At 68.8% G+C, this 16,677-nt stretch carries 11 protein-coding genes; 4 read left to right on the top strand and 7 right to left on the bottom strand.

The annotated features are described in order from the left end of the window. Positions 1-13: 13 nt before the first annotated feature. Positions 14-865 carry an ABC transporter permease gene (locus FHY06_RS27625; RefSeq protein WP_184606998.1) on the bottom strand — a complete coding sequence of 284 codons (852 nt, stop codon included), beginning with the start codon at positions 863-865 and terminating at the stop codon, positions 14-16. Then, complete coding sequence (locus FHY06_RS27620; protein ID WP_184606997.1) at positions 862-1,857, bottom strand: ABC transporter ATP-binding protein; 996 nt, start codon at positions 1,855-1,857, stop codon at positions 862-864. Before FHY06_RS27620 ends, FHY06_RS27625 begins: the two co-directional genes overlap by 4 nt. A 95-nt stretch (positions 1,858-1,952) precedes the next feature. Here FHY06_RS27620 and FHY06_RS27615 point away from each other — a divergent pair, with 95 nt between their 5' ends. Beyond that, entirely contained in the window at positions 1,953-2,783 is an 831-nt protein-coding gene (locus tag FHY06_RS27615; protein ID WP_184606996.1) for an HAD-IIB family hydrolase, read from the top strand. A 181-nt stretch (positions 2,784-2,964) separates the two neighbouring features. Here FHY06_RS27615 and FHY06_RS27610 read toward each other — a convergent pair whose 3' ends face one another. After that, the gene (locus tag FHY06_RS27610; protein ID WP_184606995.1) at positions 2,965-4,230 is read right to left on the bottom strand and encodes an MFS transporter; all 1,266 of its coding nucleotides are present in this window, start codon (positions 4,228-4,230) and stop codon (positions 2,965-2,967) included. 90 nt (positions 4,231-4,320) lie between these two features. Here FHY06_RS27610 and FHY06_RS27605 point away from each other — a divergent pair, with 90 nt between their 5' ends. After that, positions 4,321-4,893, top strand: coding sequence for a TetR/AcrR family transcriptional regulator (locus FHY06_RS27605; protein ID WP_019656381.1), 573 nt, complete (start codon positions 4,321-4,323; stop codon positions 4,891-4,893). A 106-nt stretch (positions 4,894-4,999) separates the two neighbouring features. Then, positions 5,000-6,064 (top strand): Fic family protein, encoded by a 1,065-nt coding sequence (locus tag FHY06_RS27600; protein WP_184607132.1) that lies wholly within the window; start codon positions 5,000-5,002, stop codon positions 6,062-6,064. Positions 6,065-6,078: 14 nt separating this feature from the next. On the opposite strand, the gene FHY06_RS27595 is transcribed toward FHY06_RS27600, so the two are convergent. From FHY06_RS27595 to uvrA, 4 genes are all read right to left on the bottom strand, one after another. Next, on the bottom strand, positions 6,079-7,056 hold the full coding sequence (locus FHY06_RS27595) for a tripartite tricarboxylate transporter substrate binding protein (RefSeq protein WP_184606994.1): 978 nt from the start codon (positions 7,054-7,056) through the stop codon (positions 6,079-6,081). 125 nt (positions 7,057-7,181) lie between these two features. Continuing rightward, positions 7,182-8,228 carry a histone deacetylase family protein gene (locus FHY06_RS27590; RefSeq protein WP_184606993.1) on the bottom strand — a complete coding sequence of 349 codons (1,047 nt, stop codon included), beginning with the start codon at positions 8,226-8,228 and terminating at the stop codon, positions 7,182-7,184. A 33-nt stretch (positions 8,229-8,261) separates the two neighbouring features. Further along, a complete protein-coding gene (locus FHY06_RS27585) occupies positions 8,262-9,311 on the bottom strand; it encodes an ornithine cyclodeaminase (RefSeq protein ID WP_184606992.1) in 1,050 nt (349 codons plus the stop codon). 203 nt (positions 9,312-9,514) lie between these two features. Next, entirely contained in the window at positions 9,515-15,343 is a 5,829-nt protein-coding gene (gene uvrA / locus FHY06_RS27580; RefSeq protein ID WP_184607131.1) for an excinuclease ABC subunit UvrA, read from the bottom strand. Positions 15,344-15,529: 186 nt separating this feature from the next. Between uvrA and FHY06_RS27575 the strand changes: the two genes are divergently transcribed. Then, a complete protein-coding gene (locus FHY06_RS27575) occupies positions 15,530-16,642 on the top strand; it encodes an ABC transporter substrate-binding protein (protein ID WP_132753404.1) in 1,113 nt (370 codons plus the stop codon). The last annotated feature ends 35 nt before the right edge of the window (positions 16,643-16,677 follow it).

Here is a 16,677-nt window from a genome sequence, read left to right as displayed (position 1 = left end):
GCCCTCATCACCTTCATCCGCCCTGCACCTGCAGGCCGCGCATGGTACGGCCCATCGCTAGGTGCCCCAGCGCCACGAGCACCGCGATCCAGAAGACCTGCAGCCCTAGCCCGCCGATGGCCTGCCAGCCCTGCAGCTGCCCGAAGTACAGCCGCGCCGGAATGTCCATCAGCCCGGCCAGGGGCTGCAGCAGCAGCGCGGTCTGCCAGCCGTCGGGCAGCATCGCGAGCGGCAGCAGGTTGCCCGAGAACACGATGACCACCGGCGTGGCGACCGCACTGATGCCGCGTTCGTTGAGCGCGGCGGTGGCCGCCACGTTCAGCAACATCACCATCGACGTCGACAGCAGCAGCGCCAGCACGGCCGACAGCACGAACGCGAGCCCCGCCGCCACGCCCGCCGGGAGCTGCCAGGCCCACTCGCCCAGGCCGAGCAGCGGCAGCGCGACCATCGCGAAGGCCGCCATCAGCGCCACGCGCGGCAGCACGCGCGCGGCGATCCAGCCGGCGCTGCGCGCGAACCACAGCGCGTAGGCGTCGACGGGCCGCAGCCGATCGTAGGCGACGGCGCCGGTGCGAACGGCCTGCGCCACTTCCGGATCGCCCAGCCAGGGCAGCAACACGAGCAGCCCCTGGGCGAGCCAGGTGTAGGTGATGGCCTGGGCGAGCGACATCGAGCTGCTCGCACCCGTGACTGCCGCATGGCCGTAGAAGGCCGCGAACACCATCACCTTGATGCCGCCCCACCAGCACTGCGTGGCGAAGCCGGCGAGCGCGGCGGTGCGGTACTGCAGCATCTGCAGGAAGCGCGATGCGAAGGCCGCGAGGTACGGGCGCGCAAGATCGCGCGGGCTGGCCGCCGTCATGCCTCTGCCGCCCCGTGCATGGCGTAGAAGCGCGCGATGACGGCTTCGATCGCCAGCCCTTCGAGGCGGATGTCCTCCACCGGGTGCGCGGCGGCGATGCGCGCTATGAGCGCTGGCGCCGGAGTCTGCGATGGATCGAAGTCGAGCACCAGCGTCTGGCCGTCGCGCGAATGCACCCTGGCGCCGGCCACTTCCACAGGCAGTTCGGCACCCTGCGCGAAATCGACGACGAGGCGGCGCTCGGCCATCACCTGCGCGCGCAGCGCCTCGACCGGACTGTCGGCCAGCACGCGGCCGTGGCCTATGATGATCACGCGCCGGGCCAGCGCCTCGATGTCGTGCATGTCGTGCGTGGTCAGCAGCACGGTGGTGCCGCGCTCGCGGTTGGCGCGGCGCACGAAGTCGCGCACCGCGAGCTTCGAGGGCGCGTCGAGGCCGATGGTGGGCTCGTCGAGAAAGAGGATGTCGGGCTCATGCAGCAGCGCCGCCGCGATCTCCGCGCGCATGCGTTGGCCCAGCGAGAGCTGCCGCACCGGCTGCGCGAGCACGCGCTCCAGGTTCAGCAGCGCCACCAGTTCGTCGCGCGTGCGGCGGTAGCGCGCGGGCTCCACGCGGTAGATGTCGCGCAGCAGGTCGAAGCCGTCGCCCACGGGCAGGTCCCACCACAGCTGCGTGCGCTGGCCGAAGACCACGCCGATGCGCGCCACGTGGCGCTCGCGGTCGGCGAAGGGGTCGCGCCCGTCGATCTCCACGCGCCCGCCGTCGGGCCGCAGGATGCCCGAGAGGATCTTGATGGTGGTCGACTTGCCCGCGCCATTTGGCCCGATGAAGCCCAGCAGCTCGCCTCGCTCCAGCGAGAACGACACGCCCGACAGTGCCTCCACCGTGCGATGGCGGCGCTGCACGAGGCCGCGCAGCGCACCGATCACGCCAGGGTCGCGTTCGGAGATGCGGTAGGTCTTGCGGAGGTCGTCGACGAGGATGTGGGGCATGGAGAGCGCCGCACCGGCCTCCATGGCACGGCGGGGGCGGGATGCTACACGAAAGCGCCGGTACGATCGCCGCTCCTTTTCGCATTCTTTCCGCCATGCCTTCGCAGCCGCCTTCCCTGCCCTCCTCGCCCCATCATCTGCTGCCGCTGGCCGCCTGGCCCGAGACTGCGCGCGCCGGGCTCATCGGCGTGTTCACCGACATCGACGACACGCTCACGCACGAGGGCGCGATCACGCCAGATGCATTGCAGGCGCTGGGCGATCTCAAGGCGGCGGGCCTCTCGGTGGTGGCGATCACGGGCCGCCCGGTGGGCTGGAGCCTTCCTTTCGTCAACGCCTGGCCTGTCGATGCCATCGTCGCCGAGAACGGCGCAGTGGCGCTGCTGCCCTCTGCCGATGGCAAGGTCGAGAAACGCTACCAGCAGGACGAGCCCACGCGCGCGGCCAACTTCGCGCGCATGCAGTCGGTGCTGGAGCGCATCGAGCGCGAGCTGCCGGGCGTGGGCCGCGCCACCGACTCGCCGGGGCGTGAGACCGACATCGCCATCGACCACAGCGAGTTCGTGCAATTGAGCGAAGCCACCATCGCGCAGGTGGTTGCGCTGATGCGCGGCGAGGGCATGCACGCCACCGTCAGCAGCATCCACGTCAACGGCTGGTACGGCGACAACGACAAGCTCGAGGGCGCGCGCTGGATCGTGCGCGAGCTGTGGGGCCGCCGGCTCGACGACGAGATGGACCGCTGGGCCTACGTGGGCGACTCCACCAACGACCAGCTGATGTTCCGCACCTTCGCGCACAGCATCGGCGTGGCGAACGTCGCGCGCTTCGTGCCGCAGCTCGAGCATCTGCCGCGCTACGTGACGCAGGGCGAGCGCGGGACCGGCTTCGCCGAGGCGGCGCGCACGGTTCTGTCGGCACGCTGAGGCCGGGCTCGCGGTAGGGCGTCAACTGAAGCCGGAGATGCCGGTGGCGCCCTCATCGTGGGTGATGGGCGCTTCGAGCCGGAAGCCGGCCCACAGGTAGCTGCCGATATCCGTCACGCCGCGGGAGCCGAGACGGCTGGAACCAGGGCGTGGAAGGCCTGACCCGAGCAACTCCCTTCGCTCACCCGCGCAAGGGCAGCTCGCGCCGCATCCGGCGCAGCAAGGCCCATTGGCTCCAGGTGCCGAAGGCCGCGATCAGCAGCAGCACCGCTGCATAGCCTTCGGTGGTGTTCAGCAAGCCCAGCGGCGCGACCAGGAAGCCCGCAAGCATCGCAGGCAGGCTGAACGCGAGGTAGCTCACCACGAAGATCGCCGCGAACAGCTCGCCGCGCTCGTGCGATTGCGCCATCGGTGCCAACGTCTGCACCAGCGCCGAGAAGGCCCCGCCGAAGCCGACGCCCGCCACCGCCGTGCCGACGAAGAAGAGCGCGAGCGAGCGCGTGGCGAGCGAAGCCAGCAGCAGCAGGAGCCCGAGCGCGATGCTGGCCATGCCGGCGATGGCCGGGCGCGGTGCCGCGAGGCGGCCCAGCAGCGTCGGCGCGATCGCTCCCGTGCCCGAGAGCACTGCCACGGTCAGGCCGTTGACCACGCCGTTGTCGATGCCGAACACGTGCAGCATCAGCGAAGGCGCCAGCGACAGGTACAGCCCACCGAGTGCCCAAACCACGACGAACACCGGCAGCCCGCGCGCGAACTCGGCGCGCGCCTTGGCGGGAATGGACACGCGCGGCACCAGCGAGGCCAGCGCGCCGGCGCGCGGCGTGACCGTCTCTGGCATCCACAGCACCACTGCCGCCCCGAGTGCGAACACGGCGGCCAGCACGCCGAACACCAGCATCACCGGCTGCACCGAGAACTTCACCGCCACGCCCGTGAGCAGCGCACCGGCGGCAAGGCCGGCAAGCGGCGACACGCTGGTGATCATCGCCCCCAGCCGCTTGCGCGAAGCCGGTGCGGCCTCGACCACCGCCGCGCTCAGCGCGCCACTCGCCACGCCCGTGGCGATGCCCTGCACCACGCGCGCGACGATCAGCCCGCCGATGCCGTTCGCGAGCAGGAAGAGCCCCATCGCCACCGCCTGCAGCACCAGCGCCGCCAGCACCACCGGACGCCGCCCGATGTGGTCCGACAGCGACCCCGCCACCAGCAGCGAGACCAGCAGCGCGATCGCGTAGACCGCGAAAGCCACCGTGAGCAGCGAGGCCGAGAAGTGCCAGGCGTGCTGGAACACCACGAAGAGAGGCGAAGGCGCCGCCGCCGCGAAGAAGAAGGCGAACAGCACCGTCGCCAGCAGCGCGAAGGCGGCGCGCTGCGGCAGGCGCCAGGGCCTGGAGCGGGCAGCGATCTCGGCGGTGGCGGAGGCGAGTTCGGGGCAGGAGGACGGCATGGCGAATCCTTAACGCAACTTTTTTTGCTTTTGTGATTCTAGAACTGTAAATCCACTAAAGCAAATATCTTTGCGTTAAAGTCCATCGCCATGACCGACACCGCCCTCCCCAACAAGCGCCCCGGCGGCCGCAGCGCCCAGGTGCAGGCGCTCGTGCGCACCGCCCTCGAGGAACTCGTGGCCGAACAGGGACGGGAGCGCGTCACGGTGCCGGCCGTGGCCGAGCGGGCGGGCGTCAGCGCATCGAGCATCTACCGCCGCTGGGGCGACCTGCAGGGCCTGCTGGCCGAAACCGCCACCCACCGGCTCGATCCCAACCGCCCGCTGCCGGACACCGGCACCCTGCGCGCCGACCTCGAAGCCTGGGCGCGCGAACTCATCGAGCACCTGTCCAGGCCGTGCAACACCTCGCTGCTGAAAGCCGCGGCCGCGCTGGCCAACGGCAACTCCGACACCGACTGCCTGCGCAACCGCCGCAGGGAAGCGCTCACCCTGGTCGAGCAGGCCCACGCCCGCGGCGAGCGCGCCCCCGAACCGCAGCAGGTGATCGACCACCTGATCGCGCCGATCGTGTTCCGGCTGGTGTTCGGCGGCGACGGGGTGCAGCCGGAGCTGGCGGGCCGGCTGGTGGACGAGCTGTTTGCAATCCATCCGCATCGATGATCTGTGCAGTTTTCTGGTTTTTGCGGACTTGAGTCTGCCTTCATGTATAGAAATTTAGGATTTCTATACATGTCGGGCCTAACATGTATGGAAACCCTTGATTTCCATGCATATCCTTGCGTCGCTCGACCAACTGAACCCCACGCGGTTCGACACCCCCGCAATACTGAAGAAGCTCGCCAGCGCCAGCCGCAGGTTGGCTGAACTCAAGGGAATTGCTGCCGCAATACCCAATCAGGGAATATTGATCAACACGCTGGCCCTGCAGGAAGCCAAGGACAGCTCGGAAATCGAGAACATCGTCACGACACACGACGAGTTGTTCAAGGACGATGTCTTGCCGGAGGCCTTCGCGAATCCCTCAGCCAAGGAAGTGCTGCGCTACCGGCAGGCCTTGCGTGTGGGCTTCGAGCAAGTCCGCGAGAGCGGATTGATCACGTCGAACCACATCATCCGGATCCAGTCCGAGCTCGAACGCAACAACGCGGGCTTTCGCAAGCTGCCAGGGACCGCCCTGAAGGACGCGGCTGGCCGCATCGTCTACACGCCGCCGCAGGATCCGGGCGAGATCGAGGCGCTGATGCGCGCATTGGAGCGCTTCGTCAACGAGACAGATTCGTTCGCCGCCGATCCCTTGATCAAGATGGCGCTGATCCATCATCAATTCGAGAGCATTCACCCGTTCTACGACGGCAACGGCCGTACCGGTCGAATTCTCAATGTGCTCTACCTGGTGAAGGAACGGCTGCTCGATATTCCGGTGCTCTACCTGAGCAGTCACATAGTGCGGACGAAAGCCGACTATTACCGACTACTGCAGGCAGTGCGGGACCAGGACGCATGGGAAGAGTGGGTGCTGTACCTGCTCGAGGCGGTGGAGCAGACCGCCAGCCAGACCATCGAGACGATCAATGCGATCAAGTCGGCGTTGTTCGACTACAAGCACCGCATTCGCGAGAAGTACAAGTTCTACAGCCAGGACCTGATCAACAACCTCTTCATGCACCCTTACACGAAAATCGAATTCGTGCAGCAGGACCTGCAGGTCTCGCGCCTCACCGCAACCAAGTATCTCGAGGCACTGGTCGAAGGCGGCTTCGTCCAGAAACACAGGATGGGACGGAGCAACTACTACATCAACATCGCGCTCGCATCCATCCTGAGGGGGTGACACCTAAGGTCGGCTCACTTTTCCTTCGCCAACCCCAGCTTCTCGATGATCGCCTTCTCCTTCACCACCGTGTCCTGCGCGAACTTGGTGTAGGTGGCCGAGCTCATGTAGTTCGGCAGCATGTCGTAGCGGCCCAGCGCGGCCACGTAGCTGGGTTCTTCCATCGCCTGCTTGAAGGCGTCGTGCAGCTTCTTCACCACCTCGGGCGGCGTGCCCTTGGGTGCGCCGATGCCGAAGGGCGAGTTCTGCACCACGTCGTAGCCCAGTTCCTTCAGCGTGGGGGCGTCGGGGAACTTGGCCAGGCGCTTCTCGCCCCAGGTGTTGAGCACGCGCAGCTTGCCGGCCTCGACCTGCGGTGCGAAGCCGGTGCTGTCGGCCGCGGCCATCAGCTGGCCGCTGACCACCGCGAGCATCAGGTCGGCGCTGCCCTTGTAGGGCACGTGCTGCAGCTGGATGCCGGCCTTCTGCGCGATGATCTCCGTGGTCAGGTGAGGGCTGGTCAGCGTGCCCGTGGAGCCGTAGGTCAGCTTGCCGGGGTTGGCCTTGGCGTAGGCGACGAAGTCGGCCCAGGTCTTGAACGGGCTGTCGGCCGGCACGACGATGCCGAAGGCGTAGCCGGTGACGTTGATGACGTAGGTGATGTCCTTGAGCGGATCCCAGTTGATCTTGGTCGTGTAGCCCAGGCGGAACACGCCCAGCGGGATCTGCGCGACGGTGTAGCCGTCGGGCTGCGCGGTCTGCAGCGCCTGCGCGGGCAGCGTGCCGCCGGCGCCGGGCTTGTTTTCGATGATGACCGGCTGGCCGAGGATCTTGCTCGCGTTCTCCGCGAGCTGGCGCATGGTGATGTCGGTCGGGCCGCCCGCCGGGAAGGCGATCACCAGCTTGACGGGCTTGGCGGGAAAGGCCTGCGCGAGCGCTGCCATCGGAAGGGCGAGGCCGCCGGCTGCGGCGATGGCGGCGGCGGTACGGAGAAAGGTGGAGCGGCGGAGCATGGCTGACTGGATCCTGACGAGAGAAAAGCGCCGATTGGGCCCCGCCGCATCGGCGAAGGCAATCGGGGCTGCCCTGATTTCCGTGGGAAAACAGGGCGAATTCCGGCGTCCGAGTCGCCTGTGCGTCAGCTGCCGGCCTGCGCGAACCCTTCGATCACGTTCACCGAATTGACGCCCACCTCCGCCACTGCATAGCCGCCCTCGAAGACGAACACCGTCGGCAATCCGGCCCGAGCAAGGTCTTCGCCCATGCGCAGGTAGTCGTCGCTCCTGAGCCTGAAGCCGGAGATCGGGTCGCCCTCGAAGGTGTCGACGCCCAGCGAGACCACCAGCGCACCGGCCTTCACTTCGGCGATGCGGGCCAGCGCGGTCTTCAGTGCGGCTCGCCATGCGGTGAAGTCGGTGCCGCGGGGCAGCGGCAGGTTGTGGTTGAAGCCCTCGCCGCGTCCGGCGCCGCGCTCGTCGGCATGGCCGAGGTAGTAGGGGTAGTCGGTCAGCGGATCGCCGTGCAGGCTTGCGAAGTGCACGTCGTCGCGCTCGTAGAAGATGGCCTGGGTGCCGTTGCCGTGGTGGTAGTCGACGTCGAGCACCGCGACGCGTTCGACACCCGCGTCGCGCAGCGCCTGCGCCGCCACGGCGGCGTTGTTGAGGAAGCAGTAGCCGCCGAAGAAATCGGCGCCCGCGTGGTGGCCCGGCGGGCGCGTCAGCGCGAAGGAAGCGCGCTCGCCGCCGACAACGCGCTGGGCCGCGGTCCAGGCGCAGGCCGCGCCGTGTCGCGCCGCCGCCCAGCTGCCGGCCATCAGCGGCGTGCCCGCATCGAAGGAGAAGAGCCCCAGGCGCGCGGGAAAGCTCTTCGGCAACACGTCGCTGCGCATGCCGCGCGTGGGCCAGTACGAGGGCAGCGCATCGCGCGTCGCGTTGGACGGGTCCAGCGCCACCCACTCGTCCCACGCATGGGCGATGAAATCCAGGTAGCGCGGCGCATGCACCTTCGCGAGCAGCGCTTCGTCGAAGGCGTCGGGCGCCTGCAGCGCGCCGATGCGCCTGCGCTCCAGCTCATGCCTCACATGGTCGACGCGGGCAGGCACCTCGAAGCACGGCACGAGCTCGCCGCGGAACATCTCGACTTTGCCCTGGTGGAGAGCGTGCTGGTCGTTGTAGATGGTGAGCATGAAGACGGAAGGCGGCAGTGGCGAAGCCGCCCATCATGCCGCACGCCGCAGCACCGCCCGGCGCCTACCGGAGGCCGTGAGCCCGAACAGGTCCTTCGGGTCGTCGAGCTCGGGCACCAGCGCGATCTGCCGGCCGATGCCGCGCTCCGTGGCGATGCGCTGGATGTATCGCAGCGCCGTGTAGTCCTCCAGCGCGAAGCCCACCGAGTCGAACAGCGTGACCTGCGCGGGGCTCTCTCGCCCGGGCACTTCGCCCAGCAGCACGCGCCAGAGTTCGCTCACCGGGAAGTCGGCGGCCACCTGCTGGATCTCGCCCTCGACGCGGGTCTGCGGCTCGTACTCGACGAACACGCGGGCCTTGCCGAGCACACCGGGATGCAGCTCGGTCTTGCCGGGCGAATCGCCGCCCACCGCGTTGATGTGCATGCCCGGCTCGATCATGTCGGGTGTGAGCACCGTCGCACGCCCCTGGTAGGCGGTGACGGTGGTGACGATGTCCGCGCCGCGCACCGCCTCGGCCACCGAGCGGGCGCGCACGATCTCCAACGGCGTGCAGGCCGACAGGTGGCGCACCAGCTTGTCGGTGGCGTGCGGATCGATGTCGTACACGCGCACTTCCTCGATGCCCAGCAGCGCATGGAAGGCCAGCGCCTGGAACTCGCTCTGCGAGCCGTTGCCGATCAGCGCGAGGCTGCGCGAATCGGGCCGCGCCAGCACCTTCGCGGCCATCGCCGAGGTGGCGGCCGTGCGCAGCGCGGTGGTGAGCGTGAGTTCGGAAAGCAGCACGGGGTAGCCCGTGTCGACCTCGGCCAGCACGCCAAAGGCCATGACGGTCGGCAGCCCGACCGCGGTGTTGTGCGGATGTCCGTTGACGTACTTGAAGGCGTAGGCGCCGTCGTCGGCCACCGGCATCAGCTCGATCACGCCGAGGTGCGAATGGCTGGCCACGCGCGCCTTCTTGTCGAACTCCCGCCACCGCATGAAGTCGTCGCGCAGCGCGTCGGCCAGCGCGGTCAGGAACTGCGGGACACCGGTCTCGTCGACCAGGCGGACCAGGCTGTGAACATCGATGAAGCGGGTCATGACATGGCTCCTTGCGTAGCCCCGCCGCGGCGCTTCATCCCTCGCATGTTCACTCCACCATGGCTGATTCAGGATGCGCCTGCGCCAAGGGTTGGAAGCCATTGTGCGCCGCTTTGCATGACCTTGGCGATACCCTCGAAAGGCCTATGCGCCGAGGTGAAGAGGCTCGCCGGCGACCTGCACCGGCGAGGCCCTTTTCGCACTCAGCGCGCCAGCACCGGCTTCAGCGCCACGCCGGTGTGCGTGCCCAGCCGCACCACCTCTTCCGGCGGCGCCGCCGCGACGATGCGCCCGCCGGCGCTGCCGCCCTCGGGGCCGAGGTCGAGGATCCAGTCGGCCTCGGCGATCAGGTCGAGGTCGTGCTCGATCACCACCACGCTGTGGCCGCCGTTCACCAGCCGGTGCAGCACGTGGATCAGCTTCTCGACGTCGGCCATGTGCAGGCCCACGGTCGGCTCGTCGAGCACGTACAGCGTGTGCGGCGCCTTCTGCCCGCGGCGGGTGATGTCGTCGCGCACCTTGCTCAGCTCGGTGACCAGCTTGATGCGCTGCGCCTCGCCGCCCGAGAGCGTGGGCGAGGGCTGCCCCAGCGTGAGGTAGCCCAGGCCCACGTCCTTCAGCAGCTGCAGCGGGTGGCTGATGTTGGGCATGCTCGCGAAGAACTCGACGGCCTCGTCGACTTCCATCTTCAGCACGTCGCCGATGCTCTTGCCGCGCCAGCTCACGGCCAGCGTCTCCGGGTTGAAGCGTGCGCCGTGGCACACCTCGCAGGGCACCTTCACGTCGGGCAGGAAGCTCATTTCGATGGTGCGCACGCCCGCGCCCTCGCAGCCCGGGCAGCGGCCTTCGCCGGTGTTGAAGCTGAAGCGCGCCGGGCCGTAGCCGCGCGCCTTGGCCTCCAGCGTGTCGGCGAAGAGCTTGCGGATGGTGTCCCAGAAGCCGATGTAGGTGGCCGGGCAGCTGCGCGGCGTCTTGCCGATGGGCGTCTGGTCGACCTCGAGCACGCGGTCGACGGTCTCGTAGCCCTCGACCTTGCGGCAGCCCGCCCACGCGGGGCGCTTGCCGGCGGCGTCGGCATCGCGGCCCGCCTTGGTCGAGCGCTGCGCCACGATGGCCTGCACGTTGGCCAGCAGCACGTCGCGCGCGAGCGTCGACTTGCCCGAGCCGCTGACGCCGGTGACCACCACCAGGCGGCGCAGCGGCAGCGTGGCCGTCACGTCCTGCAGGTTGTGCAGGTCGGCGCCGTGCACCGTGAGCCACTCGCCGCTTTCCTCGGCCTTCGGGTCGGGCGACGGGATCAGCCGGCGCGCCTGCAGCGGGTGCCGGATGGCGTCGCGCAGGTAGCGGCCGGTCTGCGAGTCGTCGGCCTTCTGGATGTCGGCGACCGTGCCCTCGGCCACCAGGCGGCCGCCGCGCTTGCCGGCGCTCGGGCCGATGTCGATGATGTGGTCGGCGCGGCGGATGGTGTCTTCGTCGTGCTCCACCACCACCAGCGTGTTGCCCTTGTCGCCGAGCTTGTGCAGCGCGTCGAGCAGGATCTGGTTGTCGCGCGCGTGCAGGCCGATGGTCGGCTCGTCGAGCACGTAGCACACGCCCTGCAGGTTGCTGCCGAGCTGCGCCGCCAGGCGGATGCGCTGCGCCTCGCCGCCCGAGAGCGTGGGCGCGCCGCGGTCCAGCGTGAGGTAGCCCAGGCCCACTTCTTCCAGGAACTCGAGACGGCTCCTGATTTCCGGCACCAGGTCGCGCGCGATCTCGGCTTCGCGGCCGGTGAGCGCGAGGCCCTCGAACCACTGGCGCACCTCGGTCACGCTCATGCGCGCGAGCTCGGTGATGCCGATGCCGCCCGTGCCGTCGGCCGCGGTGCCGAAGCTCACGGCGCGCGCGGTGGCGTTCAGGCGCGTGCCCTCGCAGGTCGGGCAGGCCACGTCGGCCAGGTCTTCCACCTCGGGCTCGGCGAAGGTCTGCTCGCGGCCCTTGTCGTCTCCGGCCAGCACGGAGTCGTCGAACACCTTGCGCTGGTCCTTGCTGAGCTTGACGCCGGTGCCCACGCAGTCGGGGCACCAGCCGTGCTTGCTGTTGTAGCTGAAGAGGCGCGGATCGAGCTCGGCGTAGCTGGTGCTGCACACCGGGCAGGCGCGCAGCGTGGAGAACACGTTCACGCGGCCGATGCCCGCTGTGGACACGCCGGCCATCATCGCGGCGCGCAGTCCGTCGAGATCGCTGAGCACGTGCACCACGCCCTTGCCGTGCTCCAGCGCCTTGGCCAGCGCCGCGCGCAGCTCGTTCTCGTTCGAAGGCAGCACGTCGAGGCTGGCCACCGGCAGCTCAATGCTGTGCTCCTTGAAGCGGTCGATGCGCGGGAAGCCGGTGGTCGGCAGGAACTCGCCGTCCACGCGCAGATGCGTGAAGCCGCGCGGCCGCGCCCAGTCGGCCAGCTCGGTGTAGACGCCCTTGCGGTTGGTCACCAGCGGCGCGAGCAGTCCGATGTGCTGGCCCTTGAAGTTGCGCATCAGCTGTGCGGCGATGCTGTCGGGCGTCTGCGGCTGCACGGCCGCGCCGTCGTGGATGCAGTGCTGGATGCCCAGCTTCACGTACAGCAGGCGCAGGAAGTGCCACACCTCGGTGGTGGTGCCCACCGTGCTCTTGCGGCCGCCGCGCGACAGGCGCTGCTCGATGGCCACCGTCGGCGGAATGCCGTACACCGCGTCCACCTCGGGCCGGCCCGCCGGCTGCACGATGCTGCGCGCATAGGCGTTGAGCGATTCGAGGTAGCGGCGCTGCCCCTCGTTGAAGAGGATGTCGAAGGCCAGCGTCGACTTGCCCGATCCGCTCACGCCCGTCACCACGCTGAACTTGCCGCGCGGGATGTCCACGCTCAGGTTCTTCAGGTTGTGCTCGCGCGCGTTGACGATCTGCACCGCATCGGCGCCCGGCGCCGTCTTGGCATTGGCGACGTAGCGGCGCGCGGCGCGCTCGGCCACCTTGTAGGCCTCGGGGCCGATGGCGAATTCGTAGTCGGCCAGCGCGGCGCCGGTGAGCGAGGCGCGGTTCTCGCGCAGCTGCTCGGGCGTGCCCTCGGCCACCACCTGGCCGCCGCCCTCGCCGCCCTCGGGGCCGAGATCGATCAGCCAGTCGCTCGCGCGGATCACGTCGAGGTTGTGCTCGATCACGATCAGCGAGTGCCCGGCATCGAGCAGCTTGCGCAGCGCGCGCATGAGCCGCGCGATGTCGTCGAAGTGCAGGCCGGTGGTGGGCTCGTCGAACAGGAAGAGCGTGCCCTTGCGCGCCACCGACTGCTTGCTGGCGGTGGCGTTCTTCGCAGCCTCGGCCAGGAAGCCGGCGAGCTTCAGGCGCTGCGCCTCGCCGCCGGAGAGCGTGGGCACGGGCTGGCCGAGCTTGACGTAGTCCAGGCCCACGTCGGAGATCGGCTGCAGCACGCGCAGCACGTCGCGGTCGGCCTCGAACACGGCCGCGGCCTCGGCCACGGTGAGTTCGAGCACGTCGGCGACGTTGTAGCTCTTGCCCTTGCGCTCCACGCGCACTTCGAGGATCTCGGGGCGGTAGCGCTTGCCGTCGCAGTCGGGGCAGCGCAGGTACACGTCGGACAGGAACTGCATCTCGACATGCTCGAAGCCCGAACCGCCGCAGGTCGGGCAGCGGCCGTCGCCGGAGTTGAAGCTGAACTTGCTCGCGGTGTAGCCGCGCTGGCGCGACAGCGTCGCCGTGGCGAAGATCTCGCGGATGGCGTCCCAGGCGCCCACGTAGCTCGCGGGGTTGGAGCGCGCGGTCTTGCCGATGGGCGACTGGTCGACGAACACCACGTCGCCCAGGTGGTCTGCGCCGAGCAGGCGGTCGTGCGCGCCCGGGCTTTCGGTGGCCTTGCCGAAGTGGCGCATGAGCGCCGGAGCCAGCACGTCCTGGATCAGCGTGGACTTGCCCGAGCCGCTCACGCCGGTGACGCACACCAGGCGCGCCAGCGGGAACTCGACCGTCACGTTCTTCAGGTTGTGCTCGCGCACGCCCTCGAGGATGAGCCGGTGCGTGTTCTCGCTCACCAGCCGCTTGAAGCCCATGCCGATCTTCTTGCGCCCGCCCAGGTACTGGCCGGTAAGCGTGTCGGCATCGCGCAGCTGGTCGGTGGTGCCGTCGAACACCACCTGTCCGCCGCGTGCGCCGGGGCCCGGGCCCATGTCGATCACGCGGTCGGCGGCCAGCATCACGGCCGGGTCGTGCTCGACCACCACCAGCGTGTTGCCCGCGTCGCGCAGGCGCAGCATGGCCTCGGTGATGCGGTTCATGTCGCGCGGATGCAGGCCGATGCTGGGCTCGTCGAGCACGAACAGCGTGTTGACCAGCGAGGTGCCGAGCGCGGTGGTGAGGTTGATGCGCTGCACCTCGCCGCCGCTGAGCGTGCGGCTCTGGCGGTCCAGCGTGAGGTAGCCGATGCCGACGTCGTGGAGGTAGCGCAGGCGGGTGGTGATTTCTTCGAACAGCAGCTTGAGGGCCTGGGTTTCGCCCTCACCCCTGCCCTCTCCCGCAAGCGGGAGAGGGAGTAATTCAGAACCCCCGGCCGGCTGCTCGGTCGTCCTGCCTTTCCCGCTTGCGGGAGCGGGTTGGGGTGAGGGCTGCTGCCGGTCGAAAAACTGCCGCAGCCTCTCGATGGGCAGCAGCATCAGGTCATGCAGGCACAGCCCCGGCAGCGCCTCCAGCTGCGCGCGGGTCCACTTCGCGCCGGTCGGCATGAAGCGTTTCTCGGGCGGCAGCACCGCGTCGGCTTCTTCCTTGCTGCCGATGCGCCACAGCAGGCTCTCGAGCTTCAGGCGCGCGCCGCTGCAGGTGGGACACGGCGTGTAGCTGCGGTACTTGGACAAGAGCACGCGGATGTGCATCTTGTAGGCCTTGCTCTCCAGGTAGGCGAAGAAGCGGCGCACGCCGTACCACTGCTTGTTCCAGTTGCCTTCCTTGTAGTTGGGCGTGCCCTCGATCACCCAGTGCTTCTGCTCGTCGGTGAGCTTGTTCCAGGGCGTGTCGCGCGGAATGCCGGCCGTTTCGGCATGGCGCATGAGGTCGTCCTGCGCTTCCTTCCAGGCGGGCGTCTGGATGGTCTTGATGGCGCCGGCACGCAGCGTGAGCTTGTCGTTCGGAATGACCAGGCCCAGATCGACGCCGATCACGCGGCCGAAGCCGCGGCAGGTGTCGCAGGCGCCCACGGCCGAGTTGAACGAGAACATCGACGGGATCGGGTCGGCGTAGCGGATGTCGCTCTCGGGGCAGTGCAGGCCGGTGGAGAACTTCCAGACATCGGTCGGCGCGTTTTCCTCGGCCCCCGTGGCATGCACCGTGACGCGCCCGCTGCCGCGCTTGAGCGCAACCTCGATCGCCTCCACCACGCGCGAGCGCTCGGCGCTCGATGCGCGGAAGCGGTCTGCCACCACGTCGAGCACCTTGCGCGGGCCCGTGGGCGTGGCCACTTCGCGCTCGGCCTGCACGCGCGTGAAGCCGCTGGCCGACAGCCACTGCTGCACCTCGTCGGCCGTGGTGCTCGCGGGCAGCTCGACCGGGAAGGTGACGACCAGCCGCGGATCGCCTGCCGCAGCCGCTCGCTCGACGATCTGCGCGTAGATGCTGTCGGGCGAATCGTGGCGCACCGGCAGCGCGGTCTCGCGGTCGAACAGGTTGGCTGCGCGCGCAAAGAGCAGCTTCAGGTGGTCGTTCAGCTCGGTCATCGTGCCGACCGTGGAGCGCGAGGAGCGCACCGGGTTGGTCTGGTCGATGGCGATGGCGGGCGGCACGCCTTCGACCTTGTCGACGGCCGGCTTGTCCATGCGGTCCAGGAACTGGCGCGCGTAGGCGGAGAAGGTCTCCACGTAGCGCCGCTGGCCTTCGGCATAGAGGGTGTCGAAAACGAGGCTCGACTTGCCCGAGCCGCTGGGCCCGGTGACCACCGTCATTTCGCCGGTGCGAATGTCGAGATCGAGGTTCTGGAGGTTGTGCTGGCGCGCGCCGCGAATCCGGATGGAGCCCTGTGTCATGAGTGCCTTGGGGGGTGGGGCAAACATTCTAGGGAGTGGTCCGTGACGGGTCTGCGCACTAGGTCACAAGGGCGATGGCCGCGCAGGGGTTTGTCCTGATGGCATTCAGGACACTTTCAGAAACAAATACCACATTTGTTTGCATCGTTGCCTGACAGCGCGACTGCATTGCCTCGAAAGGACTCCATGAAGAGAACACGCACGCTCTGCGCCGCAGCCCTGCTGGCCTTCAGCGCGCTCGGCGCGTCGGCCCAGATCCTGATCGGCCAGACCGCCGGCATGACCGGCTCGGTGGCCGCGAGCGTGAACGAGACCATCGGCGGCGCGCAGCTCGTGATCGACGCGGCCAACGCGCAGGGCGGCATCCACGGCGAGAAGATCGAGGTGCTGCGCATGGACGACGGCTTCGACGTGAAGCGCGCCAGCGAGAACGCGCGCGTGCTGATCGAGGACAGGAAGGTGCTGGCACTCTTCATGAGCCGCGGCACGCCGCACTCGCAGGCGATCATTCCCTGGCTCGACAAGTACGACGTGGCGCTCATCGGCCCCTCCACCGGCGCGATGGTGCTGCACAAGCCGCTGCAGAAGCACGTCTTCAACGTGCGCGCCACCTACCAGCGCGAGGCCGAGAAGGCGGTGCAGCACCTGCTGACCATCGGCCTCACGCGCATCGCGGTCGTGCACGTGACCGACTCCTTCGGCGCCGACGCGCTCGAAGGCGCGATGACCGGCTTCGCCAAGGGCAAGGCGAAACCCACCGTGACCATTCCGGCCGACCGCGACAAGCCCGACTACAAGACCATCGTGCCCGCCATCAAGGGCGCAGACGCGCAGGCGGTGGTGTGGATCGGCTCCGGCGTGGCCGTGGTGGACGGCATCAAGGCGCTGCGCGCCGCGGGTTCGGCCGCGCAGGTGGTCACGCTGTCGAACAACGCCTCGTCGGGCTTCATCAAGCAGCTGGGCGACGCGAGCAAGGGCGTCATCGTGACGCAGGTGTTTCCCAACGAGCGCTCGCTGGGCCATCCGATGGTGAAGGAAGCCCTGGCGCTCGCACAGGCCAAGGGCCAGTCGGAGCTGTCGCCCGCCGCGCTCGAAGGCTTCGCATCGGCCAAGGTGCTGGTGGAGGCGCTGCGCCGCGCCGGGCCCAAGCCCACGCGGGCCAGGATGGTGGCCGCCCTCGACGGCCTGCGCGGCTACGACCTCGGCGGCGGGCTCGAAGTGAGCTACTCGCCCACCGACCACAGCGGCATCGATTTCGCGGACCTGTCGATCATCAGCGACGGTCGCTTCAAGCGTTGAGTCCCCGCCCCGGAAGGGGCGAGTTTGAACGGCCC

The organism is Variovorax atrisoli, from assembly GCF_014195185.1.
Taxonomy (GTDB): Bacteria; Pseudomonadota; Gammaproteobacteria; order Burkholderiales; family Burkholderiaceae_C; genus Variovorax; species Variovorax atrisoli.
The sequence above is the reverse complement of the archived record's forward strand: the minus strand, read 5'-3'. Positions and strand labels throughout refer to the sequence as shown.